The organism is Bradyrhizobium canariense (assembly GCF_018130465.1).
In the GTDB taxonomy this organism is placed as follows: domain Bacteria; phylum Pseudomonadota; class Alphaproteobacteria; order Rhizobiales; family Xanthobacteraceae; genus Bradyrhizobium; species Bradyrhizobium canariense_C.
In genome coordinates this window covers 168,522-188,350 of sequence record NZ_JAFCKJ010000016.1, presented here as the reverse complement: position 1 = coordinate 188,350, position 19,829 = coordinate 168,522, and the positions used below count along the sequence as shown (strand labels likewise).

General features: G+C 61.8%; 23 protein-coding genes. 5 read left to right on the top strand and 18 right to left on the bottom strand.

Annotated elements, in window-relative coordinates; translation table 11 throughout:
• Positions 1-109: 109 nt before the first annotated feature.
• Entirely contained in the window at positions 110-1,084 is a 975-nt protein-coding gene (locus JQ591_RS31355) for a zinc-dependent alcohol dehydrogenase family protein (RefSeq protein ID WP_211399822.1), read from the bottom strand.
• Positions 1,085-1,332: 248 nt separating this feature from the next.
• On the opposite strand from JQ591_RS31355, the gene JQ591_RS31350 reads away from it, so the two are divergent.
• Positions 1,333-1,827 carry a winged helix-turn-helix transcriptional regulator gene (locus tag JQ591_RS31350; protein ID WP_211399821.1) on the top strand — a complete coding sequence of 165 codons (495 nt, stop codon included), beginning with the start codon at positions 1,333-1,335 and terminating at the stop codon, positions 1,825-1,827.
• Positions 1,828-2,501: 674 nt separating this feature from the next.
• On the opposite strand, the gene JQ591_RS31345 is transcribed toward JQ591_RS31350, so the two are convergent.
• The 5 genes from JQ591_RS31345 to JQ591_RS31325 form a co-directional block, all read right to left on the bottom strand.
• Positions 2,502-3,647 (bottom strand): mandelate racemase/muconate lactonizing enzyme family protein, encoded by a 1,146-nt coding sequence (locus JQ591_RS31345; protein ID WP_211399820.1) that lies wholly within the window; start codon positions 3,645-3,647, stop codon positions 2,502-2,504.
• Between the two features lie 32 nt (positions 3,648-3,679).
• Complete coding sequence (locus JQ591_RS31340) at positions 3,680-4,669, bottom strand: Bug family tripartite tricarboxylate transporter substrate binding protein (protein ID WP_211399819.1); 990 nt, start codon at positions 4,667-4,669, stop codon at positions 3,680-3,682.
• Positions 4,670-4,672: 3 nt separating this feature from the next.
• The gene (locus JQ591_RS31335; RefSeq protein ID WP_249137923.1) at positions 4,673-5,950 is read right to left on the bottom strand and encodes a lipase family protein; all 1,278 of its coding nucleotides are present in this window, start codon (positions 5,948-5,950) and stop codon (positions 4,673-4,675) included.
• 151 nt (positions 5,951-6,101) lie between these two features.
• Complete coding sequence (locus JQ591_RS31330; RefSeq protein WP_211399818.1) at positions 6,102-6,938, bottom strand: Bug family tripartite tricarboxylate transporter substrate binding protein; 837 nt, start codon at positions 6,936-6,938, stop codon at positions 6,102-6,104.
• A gap of 112 nt (positions 6,939-7,050) precedes the next feature.
• A complete protein-coding gene (locus JQ591_RS31325) occupies positions 7,051-7,767 on the bottom strand; it encodes an HD domain-containing protein (protein WP_211399817.1) in 717 nt (238 codons plus the stop codon).
• 93 nt (positions 7,768-7,860) lie between these two features.
• Here JQ591_RS31325 and JQ591_RS31320 point away from each other — a divergent pair, with 93 nt between their 5' ends.
• Positions 7,861-8,760 carry a LysR substrate-binding domain-containing protein gene (locus JQ591_RS31320; protein ID WP_211399816.1) on the top strand — a complete coding sequence of 300 codons (900 nt, stop codon included), beginning with the start codon at positions 7,861-7,863 and terminating at the stop codon, positions 8,758-8,760.
• Positions 8,761-8,799: 39 nt separating this feature from the next.
• Here the strand turns inward: JQ591_RS31320 and JQ591_RS31315 are convergent, their stop codons facing one another.
• The 10 genes from JQ591_RS31315 to JQ591_RS31270 form a co-directional block, all read right to left on the bottom strand.
• Positions 8,800-9,111: an acyl-CoA dehydrogenase family protein gene (locus JQ591_RS31315; RefSeq protein ID WP_211399833.1), complete on the bottom strand. Its 312-nt coding sequence runs from the start codon at positions 9,109-9,111 to the stop codon at positions 8,800-8,802.
• Positions 9,087-9,512, bottom strand: a complete 426-nt coding sequence (locus JQ591_RS35775; RefSeq protein ID WP_211399837.1) for an acyl-CoA dehydrogenase family protein — start codon at positions 9,510-9,512, stop codon at positions 9,087-9,089. Before JQ591_RS35775 ends, JQ591_RS31315 begins: the two co-directional genes overlap by 25 nt.
• Positions 9,428-9,706, bottom strand: a complete 279-nt coding sequence (locus tag JQ591_RS35770) for an acyl-CoA dehydrogenase family protein (RefSeq protein WP_211399815.1) — start codon at positions 9,704-9,706, stop codon at positions 9,428-9,430. Before JQ591_RS35770 ends, JQ591_RS35775 begins: the two co-directional genes overlap by 85 nt.
• Positions 9,707-10,018: 312 nt before the next feature.
• On the bottom strand, positions 10,019-10,531 hold the full coding sequence (locus tag JQ591_RS31300) for an acyl-CoA dehydrogenase family protein (protein WP_211399814.1): 513 nt from the start codon (positions 10,529-10,531) through the stop codon (positions 10,019-10,021).
• Between the two features lie 10 nt (positions 10,532-10,541).
• Positions 10,542-10,751 carry a hypothetical protein gene (locus tag JQ591_RS31295; protein ID WP_211399813.1) on the bottom strand — a complete coding sequence of 70 codons (210 nt, stop codon included), beginning with the start codon at positions 10,749-10,751 and terminating at the stop codon, positions 10,542-10,544.
• Between the two features lie 4 nt (positions 10,752-10,755).
• Positions 10,756-11,541, bottom strand: coding sequence for an enoyl-CoA hydratase/isomerase family protein (locus JQ591_RS31290; RefSeq protein ID WP_095425844.1), 786 nt, complete (start codon positions 11,539-11,541; stop codon positions 10,756-10,758).
• Positions 11,538-12,419: an amidohydrolase family protein gene (locus JQ591_RS31285; RefSeq protein ID WP_211399812.1), complete on the bottom strand. Its 882-nt coding sequence runs from the start codon at positions 12,417-12,419 to the stop codon at positions 11,538-11,540. Before JQ591_RS31285 ends, JQ591_RS31290 begins: the two co-directional genes overlap by 4 nt.
• Positions 12,420-12,433: 14 nt before the next feature.
• Positions 12,434-13,063, bottom strand: coding sequence for a carboxymuconolactone decarboxylase family protein (locus JQ591_RS31280; RefSeq protein WP_211399811.1), 630 nt, complete (start codon positions 13,061-13,063; stop codon positions 12,434-12,436).
• Complete coding sequence (locus JQ591_RS31275) at positions 13,060-14,307, bottom strand: CaiB/BaiF CoA transferase family protein (protein WP_211399810.1); 1,248 nt, start codon at positions 14,305-14,307, stop codon at positions 13,060-13,062. Before JQ591_RS31275 ends, JQ591_RS31280 begins: the two co-directional genes overlap by 4 nt.
• Positions 14,300-14,914: a glutathione S-transferase family protein gene (locus JQ591_RS31270; RefSeq protein WP_211399809.1), complete on the bottom strand. Its 615-nt coding sequence runs from the start codon at positions 14,912-14,914 to the stop codon at positions 14,300-14,302. Before JQ591_RS31270 ends, JQ591_RS31275 begins: the two co-directional genes overlap by 8 nt.
• A 132-nt stretch (positions 14,915-15,046) precedes the next feature.
• Between JQ591_RS31270 and JQ591_RS31265 the strand changes: the two genes are divergently transcribed.
• The 3 genes from JQ591_RS31265 (at position 15,047) to JQ591_RS31255 (ending at position 18,116) form a co-directional block, all read left to right on the top strand.
• Positions 15,047-15,790 (top strand): GntR family transcriptional regulator, encoded by a 744-nt coding sequence (locus JQ591_RS31265; RefSeq protein ID WP_211399808.1) that lies wholly within the window; start codon positions 15,047-15,049, stop codon positions 15,788-15,790.
• Positions 15,791-15,885: 95 nt separating this feature from the next.
• Entirely contained in the window at positions 15,886-17,256 is a 1,371-nt protein-coding gene (locus tag JQ591_RS31260) for an MFS transporter (RefSeq protein WP_211399807.1), read from the top strand.
• 11 nt (positions 17,257-17,267) lie between these two features.
• The gene (locus JQ591_RS31255; protein ID WP_211399806.1) at positions 17,268-18,116 is read left to right on the top strand and encodes an alpha/beta fold hydrolase; all 849 of its coding nucleotides are present in this window, start codon (positions 17,268-17,270) and stop codon (positions 18,114-18,116) included.
• Positions 18,117-18,564: 448 nt separating this feature from the next.
• On the opposite strand, the gene JQ591_RS31250 is transcribed toward JQ591_RS31255, so the two are convergent.
• Both JQ591_RS31250 and JQ591_RS31245 read right to left on the bottom strand, forming a co-directional pair.
• Entirely contained in the window at positions 18,565-18,747 is a 183-nt protein-coding gene (locus JQ591_RS31250; protein ID WP_211399805.1) for a hypothetical protein, read from the bottom strand.
• Positions 18,744-19,415 carry an alpha/beta hydrolase gene (locus tag JQ591_RS31245; protein WP_211399804.1) on the bottom strand — a complete coding sequence of 224 codons (672 nt, stop codon included), beginning with the start codon at positions 19,413-19,415 and terminating at the stop codon, positions 18,744-18,746. The genes JQ591_RS31250 and JQ591_RS31245 overlap by 4 nt, the downstream gene beginning before the upstream one ends.
• Positions 19,416-19,829: the final 414 nt, after the last annotated feature.

Here is a 19,829-nt window from a genome sequence, read left to right as displayed (position 1 = left end):
ATGTTTCCTCCGGTTGGCTCTATTAGAATTAGGACCATCGCTTTCCATATCGGACTAGTCGTAGTTTCAGGCGCCCTAGAGTTCAGGGCACCTGACCGTTGATGATCCATTAGTTGGGTTTCAGAAGGACTTTCCCGCCTTTTTGCGCATGCGCCATGGCCTGAGTTGCCTGCTCGAGCGAATAAACGCCGGCGACCGGAACGTGCAGTTTGCCTTCGGCGATCAGTCGCTCGGCTGTCCGAGTATGAGCCGCAAGCTTTTCGTGTGCACCTCGAAAGCGCGGATATCCCAGCCAAAACCCTTCCAGGGTCACCTGCTTGAAAATAATGATCAGAGGACTCATGGCCGCGGGCTTTCCGCTGATGCCGCCATAGGCAACCATCTTGGCGTTCGACGTTAGGCAAGACGCAACCGAGTGCGAGGAGTCGCCACCCACGCCGTCGATGCCCAGCTTGATTCCAGCCTTGCCGGTCGCCGCTGCGACCTGCTTCGCAACGTCCGGTCCATCGACAAGCACGATGTCAGCTCCGGCTGACTTGAGCTCATCCACGAGTTCGGATCTGCGCACGAGGCTTACCGAGCGCAGTCCGAACTCCCGTGCAAACGCAATGACGCTGCGCCCCACACCGGAATTGCCGGCGTTCTGGATGATCCAGTCGTCCTTGCCGAGTTCGACATACTCGGTTAAGAGCAATGCCGCTGTCAGCGGATTGATCCGAAGCATTGACAGCTGTTGGGGATCGGCTTGCTCAGACAAGACGATGAGATCGGCGGCCGCGACCGTTATGGCCTGCCTCCACACGGGAAGTCCGGTCGGAATGGCGACACGATCGCCAGTCTTTACATTTTTAACCGAGGCTCCAACGGCGACAACGCGTCCAATAGCTTCGTTGCCGAGCGGCGCCGGCGGCTGTGGCCTGATCCCATACCTGCCACGGATCATCAGAAGTTCAGCGGGACCGATCGCTGAGTATTCGACTGCGACCGTGGCTTCATTTGCTGCGGGCGGTGGGGGTGGATCGCTTTCGACAACTTCAACCACCTCTGTGGGATTGCCAAACTTCGCCATTTGCAAAAACTTCATTGTTCCTCCGCGAGAGCCGTATGGCTTATTCCGCCAATTATTCTCATGGGTTCGCCGACGGCTCGACACAAAACCATGCTAGGTTCGTAATGAACTGTCGGAAATGGTTGGCGCTTGCGTTCGGTAACTCTAATAATAAGAGTGGCAAAAAGACAAGTGAATTCTTGCATGAAGTCCTGGTCGGGCCGTTGGATAGCGGGCCATGCGATTTTACTCTAGTAATAAGAGTTATTCGGAGGTCCACGCAGATGCGCTCGAAGAGTTTTGAGGGAATGGCTTGTTCGATCGCCGGGGTGCTCGATGCCGTCGGCGATCGCTGGGCAATTCTGATCCTGCGCGACCTGTCGCTGGGTTTGAGCAAATACGAGGATTTGAGAAAGTCGACTGATGTTACCCATGCCACCTTGTCCGACCGCCTCAAGCACCTTGAGGAAAATGAACTGATCGAGCGGCGGCAGTATCAGTCGGGTCCCGATCGTTACGAGTACCTCCTGACCCAAAAGGGCAGGGACGTCATCCTAGTCGTTCGGGCGCTTGCCCAGGTCGGGGACAAATGGGGAATTACCGGGGACGCCGGCCCCCCTCTCAAGTTCATCAACAAGAACAGCGGACGCCAAGTGAAGCTGGCGCTCGTGGATGAGAAGTCAGGGGAGGTGGTCCGTATGAGGGATGTTCGGCCTCAGGCCGGCCCAGGCGCCGACGATCTGGTGAGGTGGCGACTGACCAAGTTCGATCAACGATGATTTCTTTCCCACTGCATGGGAAAAGCGCGACGAGGTATGAGGGGGCCCTCTCCCGGCTACAGCCATCAGGACGGGAACTTAGGTCAATTCTAGTTGGAATTGATTTTCTCGAGGATCGACTTCTTGGTTCGGGGTGTTAGCACCGGCGAGAACGCCAACCGATATCTTGTCCAAAGTGACTGCTGACATTGAGCGGGTTCTGTAGAGCCCGAGCGTACGAAAAAGCTTCAAAGTGACAGGCGCGGAAGTAGGTACACGGTGCGGTCCGGATTTCGGATTATTCATGAAGCATGAAAATGAAAAGTGGGGAGACGTAACAAGAGCCCTGGCGCGGCAATCATAGAGTAGACGACGCAAGTCACCTGCCTGGCCGATGTCGATGTTCTCTGCCACAAGTGGCGAGCAGGGCATGTCCACACGCGATTGGATGCGAGGGCTTCGGCGGTTGGCAGGCCGAATTCGGGCTCCCTCACTGCCGCCGGTCAAAGTCGTTTTCAGGGGCGCTGTCTGGCCCGATCGATTGTTCGAGCCCGATGTGCGGGCGGGCGGAGGGTCATTGCCGTCGCTTCCGCATCCTTGATTCGGCCTGTTGAGGCGGGCCGGAGATCGTTGTGACGCGATTGGGGAGAGCATATTGCGTTAGGAATAAGCGCTCCAGAGGCCGTGCATCTTTCCTAAAGATGCTCCGACCAGGAGTCGGTGATCCATGGCTCGAGCCGTTCAGGCTGCAAGTCCAGTCCCGTTCCAGAGGCTTCCGGTATCGCGAGCATGCCATGCCGGCTGACGTACGGTGTGCCGGCAAGGCGCAGGAGCGGGTTGTCCATCATGTCGCACTCTACAAATGGATACGCGGCGCAGGCTCCGCCACGGCGCGGTTCAAGCACCGCCGACATTTGAAGCGAGGCGTGGAAGTTCACAGTCGTGCCAAACACATGGGGCATGATGGGCAGGTCATAGGCCTGCGCGAGCGCCCAAATTTGGCGAAAGCCGCTGTAGCCTCCGCATATCGAAAGGTCGGGTTGAAGAATATCGAGGGTGCCTGCGGCGAGAAAATCGCGAAAGGCGCGCACGCTTCCGAGCGCTTCTCCTCCAGCCGTTGCGACCTTGGCGGCCCGCACAAAGGTTTGATAGCCCGGGAGGTCCTCCGGCTGTACTGGTTCTTCAATCCAGAGCAGGTCGGCATCTTCCATGAACTTGGCCGCGCGGATGGCGGCGGCCGCGGTATAGCTCTGGTTGATATCGACCATGATACCGATGTCAGGGCCCACCTGCTTGCGAAGCGCGTTTGCCATGATGCCGTCGGCTCTCGGCTCAACGCCACCCCGGGGCTTTATGGCTTTGAAGTTAAGCGAAAGATACTGATCGACCTCGCGCTGATACTCCCGGTAGGGATCAGGCTGCATTCGCACGAAGGGTCCGCTTGCGTAAGCAAACACTTCGTTGCGCACCGCTCCACCCATCAGTGCTGCTACGCTGATTCCATGCATTTGCGCAGCAAGATCGTGCAAGGCCATGTCGACGGCCGATATCGCCATCATCGCCGCGCCGCGCCGATCATACCCGACCGAGCCGCACATCGATTGAAAATGGCGGCCATACTCGGCGGGCGACTTGCCCAGGATGAGTCCAGCCAACCGGGCGCGGATGAACGCGCCGGCGGCGTGCGGGGAGTTGCCTGCCTCTCCCCAGCCGGAAAGCCCGCTATCTGTGCGTATCTGGATAAGCAACGCGTCCCGCTTGCGGAACACGTTGAGTGCGTTTCCCATGGGCTCGGCCAGCGGAAAGCTAAGATTGAAACCATGAATTTCGATGATTTTCATAGCGGATCACTGGGTGCAAGCGAGGGCAGGGGTCAGCCCGGCTGAATATTTCCGTTCTCGACGATACGGGCCCATTTGGCGATCTCGTCATCGATGCGTGCTGCAAATTCCGACGGCGAGCTGCCAACGGAAATAAAGCCGAGTTCCGTCATCCTGAGCCGCAGTGCCTCACCCTTGAAGGCCTTCCCGGCAACCTCCGCAAGCTTGTCGATGATGACAGGCGGCAGCGCGGCCGGTCCGACCAGGCCGAAGATTGGCGTGGCGTCGACGGCCGGCAAGCCGGCCTCGGCCATCGTGGGGACGTCCGGCAACTGTGCGACGCGGCCGTCTCCTGTAACGGCCAGGGCACGGACCACGCCCTGACGGACCTGCTGTCCAATCGCTGCAACGGTGGCAAACGTCATTTGGACCTGACCGCCAATCAGATCGGTAATGGCCGGTGCTCCGCCTCGATAGGGCACATGAAGAATATCGATCTCGGCGGCTTGTCGCAGTTGCTCTCCGGCCAAATGAATGGCGGTTCCAAGCCCCGCCGAGGCGAAGTTGATCTTGCCCGGCTGAGCTTTGGCGAGCGCGACAAACTCCCGCAGGCTATTGGCGGCCACAGAGGGATGTACGACGAGAACGAGTGGGGAAGCTGCCAGGAGCGAGATCGGCGCAAAGTCGCTCTTGGTGTTGTAGGGAAGCTTCGCGCGAAACAGCCCGGGGTTAATGACAAAGGCGCTATCGATCATTCCGATCGTCTGGCCGTCGGGGGAGGCGGTCGCGACCGCCTGCGTGCCGACCATGCTGGCGCCGCCACCGCGATTATCGACAATGAAGGGCTGGCCCAGGGCACGTTCCATTTCCGATGAAATCAGCCGCGCGATGATGTCCGAGGCACCTCCCGCGGCATAGGGGACGATGAGTTTCACGGGTCGTTGCGGGTAAGTCTGCGCCTTGGCTGCTCGCAGCAACGGCGAAGCAGAAAGCGCGGTTGCCAGCCCCGACCCGACGATCGTTCTTCGCGTCAATGAGGACATGGCTCAATCGTTGAATTTGAAACCGGGCAAGGGCTCGCCGACCGGCCCTGGATCGGCAATCGAAGCGCAATTGGACTGCATCGGCTTCCCCGCCAGGGCGGCCTGAACGAATGCAAGCTCGTCAGCATAGGCTGCGTGCACCGTTCCGTTATGGCTCACGCCGGCATAGGTCTTCCAAACCACATGGCTCCTTGCAGCGCACAGTGCGACAACCGCAGCATATTGGCGCTGTGGTAGGATCGACTTGTCGGCTAGGCCTGTCGCGAGAAAGACCGGTACCGGCATTTGCACCGGGCTCATGTCTATCACGGCGCTGAGACGGTCCGTGATCTCCGGATCCTTCAGGCTGTTTGCCAGAGTGAGGCCATTGTTGCGAACGACCTGAGCAAGCTCCGCGTTACATCCCTCTCGGGCGGCTTGCAGCAGGGGCTTCCCCGGCTCAGTCACGAGGTCGTCCGGCTTCTTTGCATCGTCCCCAAGAGCGCCGCCGATCATCATGAGAAGGCTGAGTTGCGGCGGAACGGTACGTGCAAAACTTGGCTCGCCTGAAGGCTTCTGGTCTGCCGCGGGAAACCGAGAAACGATGCCGGTTGCGATCGATGCCTTGATGTTGAGCTCTGGCGCGTATGAAGGTGCGAGGCGCGTTGCCCCGAGGGAGGCACCGGAGCCCTGCGACTGACCCGTGATGATGATGGTGTTGGCGATCTGACCGTTCCCTTGCTCGAGCGCGGCCCTTGAGGCATCGAGCACCGAGCGTCCTTCTGCCTCCCAGTTCAGATAAGGATGCGGGCCGGGTCCGCCGAGACCTTGATAGTCGGTCGCAACGACGGCGAACCCTTGTTCCAGCCAGTTGTTGATGTACTCGCCGTCCCTCGGTCGATGCCTGCTCCAGGACGGGGCACACCTGTCGGAGGCGCCGAGCGTGCCATGCGCCCAGGCAATAAGCGGCCATCCGCCCTGTGGCGCGGCTCGCTTTGGAAGATAAAGCGTGCCGCTAACTGGAATGATGCCGGATCGCCACCTTGCGTCCGTCGAGGTGTACAGGATTCTCTTCGCCGTTGCGGCCGCAACGATCTCAGACTGATCGGGTATGCCCTCCTCGCGTAGCATGACACCTGGCTTCTCCGGCAAAGCACCGCTCCAGCGGTAGAACGGCGACAGATCCTGGTCACCAACGAGCGGTCCCTGAGGTAACGACTCCGCTGCGGCGTGAAGCACGCCCGCATAAGGCGTGGCGTGGAGAGCGAGTACGGCGACGCTCATTCTTGCAAGTGCTTTCATTGCTTTCCTTCCTACGTTTTTTTTGCGCAGCTCCCGAAGCAGCGTTCGTTTGTGACCCATCGCATTCATTTGCTACGGCGCGGTCCTGCCGACGTCGCGAGGTAGGCGTGTTTCCGCACTCGAAAGCCGCGATGGCAGCCAATCGAGAATCCTATTCAACCTGCAGCCCGATCCGACGGATGACATCTCCCCACTTCTCCGATTCCGCGCTCAGCAGCGCAGCCGCTTGATCCGGGCTCGTAGCCCGCGGCTCGAGGCCAACCTTGGCGAACTGAGCCACCGCGTCGGGCTCCTGCAGCACAGCATTGAGTGCCGTGTTGATCTTGCCGATGGTTTCGTCCGAAATCGCTGCCGGACCATAGAGCGCGAACCATGTTTCGACTTGATAGTTGGGCAAGCCTGCCTCGGCCGAACTCGGCACGTCCGGCAGCAGCCGCGTACGATGCTGCGATGGGACGACCAAGGGTCGCAATTTTCCCTCGGCGATGTAGGGCGACGAGTTGCCGACAGCGTCGATCATCACCTGCAGTCTTCCGCCGAGCACATCTGTCAGCGCCGGTCCGTTGCCGCTATAGGGAACATGCAACATCTCGAAGCCGGCCATGTTCTTCAGCAACTCGCCGGCGAGATGCAGGATGACGCCGGTCGCAGAACCGTAGGCGAGCTTGGTCGGGTTCGCTTTGCCATAGGCGATCAGTTCCTGCAGGCTGTTCACGGGCATGCCAGGATTGACCGAGACCACCAGAGGTCCGGTGCCGATCAGCCCCAGCGAAGTGAAGTCGTTGATCCCGTCATAGGGGAGGAGCTTACGCAGATGCGGATTCACCGCGTGGGTGGATACGCCGCCGAGCAGCAGCGTGTAGCCGTCGGATACGGATTTTGCGACGAATTGCGACCCGATGATCGCGCCCGCGCCAGGCCGGTTCTCGATAACGATCGACTGCCTCAGCCGCTCGCGCATGCGCTCTGCGATGAAACGCGCGACCACGTCGCTGCTCCCGCCAGCCGCGTAGGGCACGATGAGCTTGATGATCCGGTTGGGATAATCGCTCTGCGCGCGGGCCAGCCAGGGAGTTGCGAGCGCGCCGAGCAGGCCTAGGCTAACCCGCCGCGTCAGCCCTCTCGCCCTTGTCATCCTGTCTCTCCCGCTCTTTCGGCGGCCGCAAGCCGCGCGGCGTTATTTTTCTGCCTTCGAGCATGCCCGCTGTTTCTGCCTTGAGCAGGCCGAAACCGCCCGCGATCGACCACCACATGTGATCGGCGCGATGGACGATCAGGCATTCGAGGCTGCGCTGCATCAGGTCGCCCTCGTAGGAATGGCCGAGTGCGATGTGCACGATTTCTTCTGGTAGCCCCACCGCAATGCAGACGTGGGCGCCGTAGACCGGATGCCGCAGTGCGGGCGAGCCGGCCTGCGACTTGTCTGCCTCCCATCGCCTTCGGTTGGCGGGATCGAACTCCCAGGCTTTGCCGACATCGTGCAGCAGTGCACCCGCAAGAACGATGTCGCGGTCGACAACGGCTTCGGGGAATTCCTGGGCAAACTCGTCTGCGATCGCCATCGAGATTCGGGCCACGCTGCGCAGATGCACCGCCTGGCTGCCCCGCTTCAGCGCGAAGACCCCCGGCGTCGCCTCTCCGGGAATGGCGGTGAGCCGCGGAAAATCGGTTTCGGCCAATGCATAGGCCCAAGCCTCGATGGCCTTGTGGCGCAGTTCTTCATCCCGAATGTGCGCAAGTTCCGGCAGGTCTTCGAGCACCGTCGCGCGCAGGGCGTCTGTGATAGGGCGGGGCGGGCGTCGATCAAGGAAATACATGGAGAACCACTATTCGTCTCGATCCATGTTGCCGCCGCCCATAACATAGTTTCAAATACCGATTTGATCATAATTCATGCTCTGGAGTTATATATGGCAATCAGCGTACGCGAGATGGACGTGTTCCGATGCGTGATGCAATCAGGCTCGGTGACCAACGCGGCCATCACCTTGAATATTTCGCAGCCGGCGGTCAGCCGCATGCTGCAGCAGGCGGAGGAGCGTCTCGGCTTCAGGCTGTTCGTACGCCAGAAGAAGCGACTGAAACCGACGAGCGAGGCGCAGAGCCTTTTCGCAGAGGTTATGAACGTGTTCGCGGCGATCGAGCACACCCAACGGCTGGCGCTTGAGCTTCGCGACGGTCGGGCGGGGCTCCTGACGGTTGCGACCGTGACCGGCTTCGGTCACACCATTGTGCCGCAAGCGGTCCGGCGCTTTCGCGCCGAACGGCCGGACGTCTCGGTTGTCATTCAAACGATGACAGGGCCGGAGGTCGTCACCCGCGTCGCCCAAGGGCGAGCTGATCTCGGCCTGACCGTCGGCCCGATCGGTGATCCGTCCCTTGAGAGCACTATTCTCTGCACGACGAACCTCGGCTGCGTGCTGCCGGTCGGCCACCGGCTTTCAGCTAAAGATGCATTGAGTGCGCCCGATCTTGCCGACGAGCCGGTGATCTGTCCTGGTCCGCATTTGTCGATCGGGGCTGCAATCGTTATTGCCTTTGCCGAGGCGAATCTACGCTTACGCATCGCCGTGGAGGCGTCGCAGTCGAATATCGCCTGCGAGCTGGTCCGTGCCGGTGCTGGCATCGCGATCCTGGACGGGCTCGGGCTGCTCGGTGCCAGAACCAATGATCTCGTCACGCGTCCGTTCGCGCCAAGCCTGCAAAGTGTCGCGCGGTTGCTGAAAGGAACAAAACGGCCGGCTTCTCGTCTCGTGGAAGAGTTTTCCGGCGTGGTGCAGAGGGTTACGGCTGACAGCGGTTTGACATGAGCGTTCGCATCCTCGGTTCTTGATCGAACCCGCGGCGCATTATACTGACGCGGCCAATCGCGCAAAGCGGGTGCGGTGAGCCAAGGCGGACCCGTACTGGTTTGCAACCGCAAGCGCTTTGCGCACGAACAGACCGATATCACATTCGTCGGCCCAGCCGATCGCCCCATGCATTTGCAAGGCTTCCCGCGTCATTGGGAGGGCTGTGTCGCTTGCTCTTGCTTTGGCCCGCGAGACCGCCAGGATGCGCGTCATCGGGTCGGAGCTTCGCTTTGCTTGAATTGGCGCACCCTCGATGCTGACCCGGGTCAGGGCAAGTTGGATCATCAGGGCGGCTGCCCGATGCTGCAAGGCCTGGTACGCCGCAAGCGGCTGGCCGACTGCTGCCTTTGTTTGAGGTAATCGAGGGTGATCTCGAAGGCTCGCTGTGCGAGCCCGAGCAGATACGCGGCAGTGGCCAGGGCAGCTTCATCAAGCGCCTGCATCAGTCCGTCCTTCACGTTGCCTGACACCACGCGGCCGCGACCCACGGGAATTTGAACAGCCGCAACTGTCGTTCCATCCTGTTGCAGGTGTGGAAGGATAGACAGTTCGTTCGGATTGAACAGCAGGAGATGAATACCACCTTTTTGGGCGACCGGGACGAGGTAGAGCTCCGCGGCCCCGGTCATAGGAGCGAATAGCCTGGAGTGTGCAATCCCGTCGCCCAGCCCCGGTCCGTCCGGCACTTCTTGCCAAGCGAGCGCCAGCAAGTGTCGCCTGCGGTGACTCGCTCCAGCAGCCGATGTTCGTTAGTGAGAGCCAGCGCCTGAGCTGCCAGGCTCCCGGCGATCAGGGATTCGGCAACGGGCCCCCGGCCGAGCTCCTCGTGTAGCGCGACGCTCTCCATCAGGCCCATTCCGACTCCACCCTGGCTTTCAGGAATGCGGAGCCCAATCCAGCCCATTCAGCCATCCGTCTCCAGACCGCGGGGTCGAAGCCAAGTGGCGCAAAGCGCAATTTACACACACGCTCAAGTGTACCCTCGCGAGCCACCGCGGCCGCACTCTCGCGGATCGCTTGTACTTGCTCCAGTCTGTGTTCATCCATCGCGAGTCAACTCTGGTCTATTTCTCAGATGAGCCCAGCCAATCGGGCAGAACGTTCCGGGTATACTCGCCAAGGGATGGCAGCAGACGATCGTACTGGGCCGGCGTTTCGGAGAGACGCACGGGGGTTGGCAATGAAGCGGAACGCGCCGACCTCCGGATCCGGATTCTCACGGACCATCTCTCGGTGCAGGACTTGCGGATCCGAGAGCGCCGAGTACGCGAACGTCCTCGAAGAATATCTCCGCGAACTCGTCGTGCATGTCGAGATTGGTGATGCCGCGAACCGCAAGACCGGCGCTGTCAACGGGCACAAGGAGGAAATGAGATACCCTCTTGCTTCTTGCCCTCGTTGCTGGTGCGGGCGAGCACAAAAGCCCAGTTCGCGTCCGATCCCAGCGTGATCCAGGTCTTTTGCCCATTGAGCACCCGATGGTCCCAGTGATCGCTGGCGGCGAGGCGCAACGAGGCGAGATCCGATCCGGCGCCGGCTCGGAATATGCCTGCGCCCAGACGTGCTCTCCGGACAGAATTCGCGGCAGGAAAAACCTCTTCTGTTCGTCGCTCCCATTTTGGATCAGCAGCGGGCTAAGCATGACGAGACCCTGATCGTTGACGCGCCCCGCGCCGAAACGCTCCATTTCCTCGATCATGATGAGCTGGCGCGTGCCCGACAGCCCCATGCCGCCATGCTCACGTGGCCAACTCGGCGCCAATCCAGCCCTTTGCCGACAACCGCACGAACCATTCGCGGTTCTCGCGCCAGAACAGGCGCCGCGAGGGATAGCGGACCATCCCGGGCGGATAATTGGCCTCGATCCAGTCGCGCAGCTCGAGCCGGAAGGCCTCGTCGCTCAAGGCTTCGAGGCGATCCAGCTCTCGCGCCTTCGTATCCTGCGGCATGATCTCACCGGCCCTTGAAGACCGGCTTTCGCTTTTCGCGGAACGCCGCCAGCGCCTCCTTGGTGTCCTCGGTTTCCGCCAAAGCGGCGGTCTGGCCCTGCTCATAACGATAGCCATCGCGGAGCGGCATTTCCTCGGTAAGGCCGAACGAGCGTTTCGCGGCAATCACGGCGAGCGGAACCTTGTCGGCAATGGTCCGTGCAATGGAGCTGGCTTCTTCGAGCAGCTTCGCCCTCGGCGCGCACAGGGATGCAGCGTTCATTCGCAGCAGCTCCGGTCCGTAGACGCGCTTGGCCGTGTAGATCATCAGGCGTGCATCGGAAGGGCTGAAGGCGCGCAGCACGTGACGGACGCCGCCGGCAAGACCGTAGTCGACCTCGGTCATGGACAAGAACGCCTCCTCGGCGACGACGAGGATGTCGCACACGAGCGCAAGGACGCAGCCCGCGCCGATCGCGGCGCCGTTGACCGCGGCAATCACCGGCTTCGGACATTCAAGCACGCAATCAAAAGACGCACGAACCAGCCGGTTGTGCCGCGAGTACCCGCCGGGCTCGGCCAGGATTCCGGGGCGCTCGGAAAGATCCGCACCTGCGGAAAATGTCTTGCCGTCGCCCGTCAGGACGATTGCGCGGACGTCAACGTCAGCTCCGAGCACGTCAAAGACGCGAATGCATTCCTCGCGGAAACGACGGTCCTGCGCATTCACCGGTGGCGCGGTGATCGTGACGGTCGCAACATGAGCCTCGACCGCGATACGAAAACGCTCGATATCTTCTAACCCTCTCATGCTTTTTCCTCCTCATTGAAGTCGTAGAGTTTGGCCGGGTTCGCGACCAGGATGCGCCGGATGAGCTCGTCGTCTTGGACCCAATCCTGAGCGACGTCGGCGAGATATCCGGCGTCCGGCGTGGGCTGGATGCGGACATAGGGCCAGTCGGAGCCCCACACGAGCCGGTGCGGGGCGCGCTCGACAAGGCGATCGTGAAGGGGCCGGATGCGCGCGTAGTCCGATCCGCCGGCAGAGAGCCGGCAGATCACCAGCTTCATCCACAGCGCGCCGTCCGCGAGCAGATCGACAATCCCAGCAAAGGCCGGCCCGTCCGGACCTTGCCGCGGATCCGGGCACCCCATGTGGTCGATCACGAGCGGCACGCCAAGCCGAAGCAATGCGGGCAAATGCTCCGCGAGCTGAGATGCGCTGGCCCAGAGCTGGGCATGCATGCCGATCTCGCGCATACGCGGCGCGAGGGCTTCAAGCGCCGCAAAGCCGACGCTGCCGGGATAGCGTTCGCCGGACGGCGTGCGCATTTCGGTGAAGCGCAATCCGACTATGCCGCCCGTGCGCCAGCGCTCCAGCGTCGAATCGTCGACGGAGGCGTCCGTCACCGCGACTCCACGCAAGGCCCTCGGGGCGCCGGCGATGGCCGCCAGCATGGCGTTTGGATCGTTGGCATAGGGCGCCGGTTGCGTCAGCACGCCGCGCGCCACACCGAGCGTGTTGCGAACGGCGAAATGAATCTCGGGCGCTGCCTCCGGAAGCGCGTAAACGGACCGTTCGATCGGCGGAAAGCGATCGAAAGGTCCGAAGACGTGGCTATGTGCGTCGCAGGCTCCCGGGGGAAGGGCGCGTGAGGGCGCAGAGGCGAGCGGGGCAGGGATGGTCATGACCGACCTGCCGGTCACGACGCCGCTCCGAGCCGTCCCGGTGGAAGGATAACGAGATCGCTTTCCAATGGCAGCTCATCGATGCCCTCGGGCAGCGGCAATCGGTGTGCGTTCAGCGTGATCGAGACCATCGTGTAGTAGCCGATCACGGCGGTCAGCTCGACCACGCCGCGGGTGGCCCAGCGTCGCTGAATTGCGTTGTATGTCTCCTGTCCGACTTGACCGGTCTGCTGCAGCATCCGCGCAAATTCGTAAACCTCAAGATCCGCCTCTTCGGTGAAGACGGGCGCGCGTTTGGCGCCGATTGCTTCGATCACCGTTTCAGGCATTCCGGCCGTAGCGCAGGCTCGGGCATGCACCCACCATTCGACCTGACTGGTCCAGCGTCGCGCGGTGACGAGGATGGCAAGCTCGTTCAATCGCGGCGGCAGACATGTGCGGTAGCGCAGAAACTCTCCGAATTCGGACCAGAGCGCGGCGAGCTCCGGACTGTGGATTGCGGCACGGAGCGGACCGATCATCTGGCCGCGTGGTCCCGACACCACCTGATCATAGATCTGCCGCTGCGCGGGACTCATCTCGCCGACGCTGAGGAGCGGAATGCGCGCCTCGTCGCAGGACGCTCTCTTGCTGCCGATGCTCATACAATGCCCTCGGCCGCGAGCGCCGCGATCTCGGTTTCGCTGAGACCGATCTCTGCGAGGACCGACCGTGTATGCTGACCGAGGATAGGAGGCGCACGGTCGAAGCGGAGTGAAGCGTCCTGCATCCGGATCGGGCTGACGATCTGGGGCAAGCTTCCGGCGATGGGGTGAGACAGCTGCTGAAGCATCCCTCTGTGCCGGATCTGGTCGTCGGCCAGGACCTGGTCGACCGTATTGATTGGCGCCGCGGGGACGCCGGCCTCGTCGAGAGCGGTGACGATCTCACGTCGTGTGCGCCCGGCGAACTGCGCGCCGAGCAATTCGGTCAGTACGGCGTTGTTCGTGACGCGCGCGGCGTTGGTTCTGAACCGCGGATCGTTGGCCCATTCGGGATTGCCGAGAACCGAACAAAGCTTGGCAAACTGGCCGTCATTGCCGACCGCGAGGACGAACGTCCCGTCCGCGCACGCAAACACGTCTTGCGGCTGGATATTCGGGTGCTGGTTGCCGCCGCGCGTCGGAATCCGGCCGGTGAGCAGATGGTTCATCGCCTGGTTTGCGAGGATCGCGGCCGAAACGTCCAGCATCGCAAGATCGATGGTTTCGCCCTGGCGCGTCTCCGCGGCGCGCGTCAATGCGGCCAGGATCGCGACCGCCGCGTACATGCCTGTCATGAGATCGATGATGGGGATGCCCACCTTCTGCGGACCCGATCCCGGGCGGCCGTCGCGCTCTCCGGTAATGCTCATGAGCCCGCCCATCGCCTGGATAGCGAAGTCATAGGCGGCCTGATCGCGGCGCGGTCCGTCCTGACCGAAGCCCGTCACCGAGCAGTAGATCAGCGCGGGATTGAGCGCACGAAGCGAACTCGCATCCAATCCGTAGCGAGCGAGCGCGCCGGTCTTGAAGTTCTCGATGACGACGTCGGCCGTCGCCGCGAGCTGCCGCACGATCGCCTGTCCCTTCGGCTGCGAGATGTCCACGGTTATCGACCGCTTGCCGCGATTGACCGCGAGGAAGTAGCCGGCATCCTTGGTGGTCCGGCCCTCCGGGTCTTTCAGGAAGGGTGGGCCCCAACTGCGCGTATCGTCGCCGCACTCCGGCCGCTCGACCTTGATCACGTCCGCACCGAGATCGGCCAGAATCTGCGTGGCCCAGGGCGCAGCCATGATGCGGCTGAGATCCAGCACGCGGATATGGCTGAGCGGCCCGGTGCGTTCGGCCGGTCGAGTGTCGTCAGCCATCGACGGCCTCCGTGGCTTGCGCGGACGGACGGATGGCGAAGCTTTCATGCCATCTGGAAAGATGCGGACGTCCGGCTCGCCAATCGAGCTCGGCAAAACGGAAGTCGGCGTAAGACAACGCGCAGCCGAGCGCGATCTCTCCGATACCGAAACTCGACGTCGGGGTATCCGCGGCCTGCTGTTCGAACCGATCGAATGTCGCGTTGACTTTGGTCGCGAACGCTTCGAGCCACGCCTCTGTCTGTCGCTCCGCCGGTTTGGTGCGCTCGTTTCGCCACAGGATCAGCAGGTCGAGCAGGCCGTCCGCGAGGGCCTGCCGGCTGAGAGCGCGCCAGCGCGCTGGCCCTTCAAGCGGCACCAGCACGCCCGGTCCTGCCAAACTGTCCAGATATTCGACGATCGTCCGCGAATCGAGCAGGACATCTCCGTTATCCAGGATCAGGGTCGGGATCTTGCTCAGGGGATTGTCCGCCATGATGATAGGATTGGGCGTCGGCAGGGCTGCAACGCTGCGCACACAGGTAATGCGCTCGGCGAGTCCGAGCTCATGTGCGGCAACCATCACCTTGCGGACGTAGGGCGAACGAGGCGACCAATGAAGCTTCACGGCCGGCCTCGTCGGAAATGGACATGAGACACACGAGCGTTTCCTGTCTTGCAGCGTTATGATGCCTCTCGCCTTAGAAGGAAAAAGATCATATGTCTAGTTTATTGATCATTGCTGTCTCGCAGTCCTGTCATGCCTAATCGCACCATGTCCCTGGCCAAGCCGGACCTCTCACGCAGCAATGTTGCCCGCTACGTCCAGCTGGCGACACTGTTTCGCCGTCACATCGAGTCCGGCCATTGGCCGGCAGGTGGTCAGATCCCGACCGTCGACGAATTGGCTGCGCAACATGGCGTGGCGCGCGCCACCATTCGCCAGGCGCTCGGCATCCTGGAAAGCGATGCCCTCATCAGCCGCTTCAGGGCGAAGGGGACTTTCGTCAACGCGCAGAAGCGTCAACATCTTTGGCTCGACATGACCACGGATTGGCGCGGGCTTCTCAATGCGCGAGAGGGCGCCGTCATCGAGGTGCTGGAAGAGGAGGATGTAAGCCATTTACCGCTGCGTTTTCATGATATCGGCACGCCGACATCACGATATCGCCGGCTGAGACGGCGTCATTCGCGCGAGGGGCAGATATTCCTGGTGGCCGACGTGTTCATCGATGCGGAGTTCTTTCCCCTCATCCCCCGCGAAGCTCTGAGCAGTACGACGGCGATGCGTCTGGCGACTTTCTTTCCACGTAACATCAGCCACGCCCATCAGACGATCGTCATCAGCGCCGCCGATCTCGAAATGTCCGCGCTGCTCGAGCTTCCGCTGAACGCGCCGGTCTGCCTCGTCGATCGATCGGCCGTTGATGATCGCGAACGCCTCATTCTCCTGTCCAAGGGCGTCTATCGGGGGGACCTCGTTCGTCTGGACATGCGTCTGTAACAACGCGCCGCTAGACAAGCTTAGCCCTATAATCCATATTTATGTCACAACGATATAACGGCGCGCCATGAGCGCGGCCGAACGGGAGGGCGCGGGTGACCGACAGAACCATCGATATGCCGGATCGCCAGGAGGTCGATGCGACGTTTCGCAAAGTGGCCTGGCGCCTCGTTCCGATCCTGATGCTGGCCTATGTGCTTGCCTTCATCGATCGCGGCAATGTCGGGTTCGCGAAGCTGCAGTTCATGGGTGATCTGCATTTCAGCGAGGCGACGTTCGGACTTGGCGGCGGCCTTTTCTATCTCGGCTACAGCGTCTTCGAGATACCCAGCAATCTGTGGCTCGCCCGCATCGGAGCGCGGACCACGCTGCTGCGCATCATGATCTGCTGGGGGCTTTGCTCGGCGGCGCTGGCCTTCATGACTGCGCCTTCTCATTACTACATTCTTCGTTTTCTGCTGGGTGCAGCTGAGGCCGGCCTGTTTCCAGGGGTGCTGTTCTATCTCACCACGTGGATTCCTCCGTCGCGCCGCAGCCAGTTCACCGCGCTGTTCATGTCTGCGATTGCCATCTCCGGCATCGTCAGCGGGCCCTTGTCAGGCGCGATTCTCGGCGCGACCGACGGCCTGCTCGGCCTGAAGGGCTGGCAATGGCTGTTCCTCATCGAGGGGCTGCCGTCGGCCCTGACGGGCATCGTCATCTACCTCGTGCTCGCTGACAGCCCTCAGACGGCGAAGTGGCTCTCCGCACGCGAGCTTGGGATCATCACTGGAGAATTGCAGAGCGAAGCGAATACAGGCCAGCAACAGCGCCAGCATCATTTTGCGGCGGCTCTGCGCGACAAGCGCCTCTATCTCCTTGCCGGCATGTCGGTCGGTCTGATCGCCGGCGGTGCCGGCATTCCACTCTGGCTTCCGACCATTCTCCGGGGGACCGGAATTCGCGACTCGTTCACAATCGGTCTGCTCTCTGCCATCCCCTACATCATCGCCGTGGTCGTGCAGCAACTCGTTGCGCGAAGCTCAGACCGCTTGCGCGAGCGCCGCTGGCACGCCGCGGTGCCGACACTGCTTTGCGCGTTCTGCTGGATGTTGCTTCCGCAGGCGATGAGCCATCCCTGGATGGCCGTAAGTTTGCTCACGGTGATGACAGCCGGATATCTCGGTGCGACCGGTCCGTTCTGGACGATGCCCAGCCTCTATCTGTCAGGGTCGGCGGCGGCCGGCGGAATCGCCTTGATCACGACCTGCGGCGGTATCGGCGCGTTCTTCGCGCCGACGCTGGTCGGCTGGATGACCACGGCGACGGGGTCGTTGACTTACGGATTATACGCCTACGGAGCGATCATGGCGCTCGGCGCCGTGGTGATGCTCGTGGGAACGAGACCGAACGGATCTGCGACCGCGACGGCGCAGCCTCACGAGGGCGAGCTTCGATTGGCCGCAAAGCAGCGCGTTGACGTCTGACGGAGTCCCGTATGACCAGAGCTGTTCTCGGCTGCGTTGGGATCGCGATGGGTCTTGTTCTTCATCTCACCATCACATCCGCGGCCGAAGGCCCATCGCGGCATGTCGTCGACGTCGGCGGAGCCAGGATCGAGATAATCGCCGAGGGGCAGGGACCTCTGATCGTCCTGCTCCCATCCACCGGTCGCGGTCCGGACGACTTCGACGTGCTCGCTGGAGGACTCGCGCAGGCGGGGTTCCGGGTGCTACGCCCTCAACCGCGCGGCATCGGCGGCAGTGTCGGGCCGATGACGGGCGTCAGCTTCCACGATTTCGCCAAGGACATCGCAGGGATCATCAGGCACGAAGGCGGTGGTCCGGCCGTCATTGCGGGCCACGCCTACGGCAATTGGATCGCCCGCACGATGGCAAGCGACCATCCGCAGCTTGTCCGCGGAGTCGTGTTGATGGCGGCGGGTGCGAAGACTTGGCCGCGCGAGCTCAGCGATGCCATCACCACGATCAACGATCGCAGCCAGCCAAGGGCATTACGGTTGAAGGCGTTGGAATTGGCCTTCTTCGCTCCGGGTAACGATGCGTCGCCCTGGCTCGAAGGGTGGTACAAGGATGTCACCGAGAGCCAGCGGGCCGCGGGCCTCAACACCAAACGAGAATCCTGGTGGGCGGGCGGCATGGCGCCGATACTCGATCTGCAAGCGGCAGATGACCCATTTCGGCCGCGTGACACGACTGACGAATTGAAGAACGATTTCGGCGACCGCGTGAGCGTGGTCGTGTTGCCAAACGCCAGCCACGCTCTTCCCTGTGAACAGCCCGCGGCCGTCGTTCAGGCCATCGTTGCGTGGGCGCGGAGCCACTAAAGCGTGGCACTTCGACCAAGCGGTGTCGGGCTTGAAGGCGAGGCGACCGCGCGACGCTGTGGCCGCAGCGCATTGGTTCGATGGTTCTTTAAGACCAGGTAGCGAGACTAGCCATACCGACTTGTTCAGGCGGAGCTAGGCGTGCATCCAGCGTGGTGCTGAACGCGCGTGCGGAAATCGGATGATGGCGTAAAAATGGGACAGGTCGAACACAAGGCGCGGAAGAATTGAGGTGGTCGACCGGGGCCTTTGCGGCTCGAACGAAATCAATGGCTCGTTGGCGATTCGCAACACGGCTACCTGCTTTCATCCGGTATCGCAGTCAGCGCTGCGTCGAGTTCGTCGACCATTTGGGGAGAGAGCCGATTTTACGGGGGATTTGTTCAGGGCAATGGTGGCGATGCCATTCTCGAGGGAATGCGTCAGGTGCGGCATAAATTCTCTTTCTTCAGGCCAGATGCTCTTTGAACCAGGCGAGCGCAGCGGCGCTCGATTTTGAAAACTGGCCGAGATAGGGGTCGAAGTGACCGCCGGGGATCGTGACCAGCCGCTTCGGCTCCAGCGCCCGCTCATAGGCCGTCAGCGCCAAATCGGTGACAGTGATCGCGTCGTTTAGCGCGACGATCATCAACAACGGCGTCGGAGAAATTCTGGGAACCCAGGCGCCGGGTACATGCGCGCGGCCCGTGTGGAGCGGACCGTGACGCTGTTCTGCCAGACCCCTTCGGGGATCGGCTGGAGGTAGAAGTCGATCGCGTCCTTGGACCGATAGGACGCCGGCGCCGACTGGTCCGCGCTCACGATCGCCTGGCGGCGAGGTGCTTCGCCGCGAAGCTGCGCGCGTTCGTCCTCCGAAAAGGCGTTCTCGATTCCCGCCACCGCATCGGGTGGAATTCGCCGCAGCCCTTGCTCGTATCCGCTGATCGTTGGCACCTGGGCGACGACGGCGCGAACGCGCCGGTCGGTCGCGCCGAGGACGAGGACATGGCCTCCCGCGTAGCTCGTGCCCCAGGTGCCGATCCGCGACGCGTCCACTTCCGGCTGGCTCTCGAGGAACGAAATGGCACGGCGCCAATCGGCGATCCGCCGCCACGGATCGACATCCTGGCGCAGGGCGCCGTCGCTGGTGCCAAAGTTGGGGTGATCGTGCAGGAGCACCACGAAACTTGAATCGGCAAAGGCTTTGGCGAAAGGCTCGATGCCATGCTCCTTAACGCCGGCATATCCATGGGCCATCGATATGGCGGGCTTCGGACCGTCGGCACCCGCCGCCGGAACGTATAGGCGGTTGGCGAGCAATTGAAGAAAAATCCGAATGCCGATTTTTTCTCCGTAATGACCGAAGCCGCGCTTCGAGCTAACGGTGTGTACGAGAGAGCGCAGAGAGCGACAACGTCTGTTGCTACGTTCACCGTCCAGCCTTCGAACAGCAAACCCTTCGCCGTCGAAGTGACTGATACATCGCTACCCGGAGAGTAACATGGGCTTACGCCAAAGCCGTCTGCAATGAACTCTACTGTCCTTCTGCTATCGTCGGGGACACACGACGCCATGATTCATAGCTGCTGACAGCCCGCTAGTGTCCCCAGAGCCGAAGGGAAAATAATACCTTCGCCAGAAAATGTATCGCTGTTGGAAAGAACCTCTATCGAAAGGCTCTCGGCATGCCGCAACATCAGCAATGTCGCCGTCACGATCATCTACAAAGCCGAC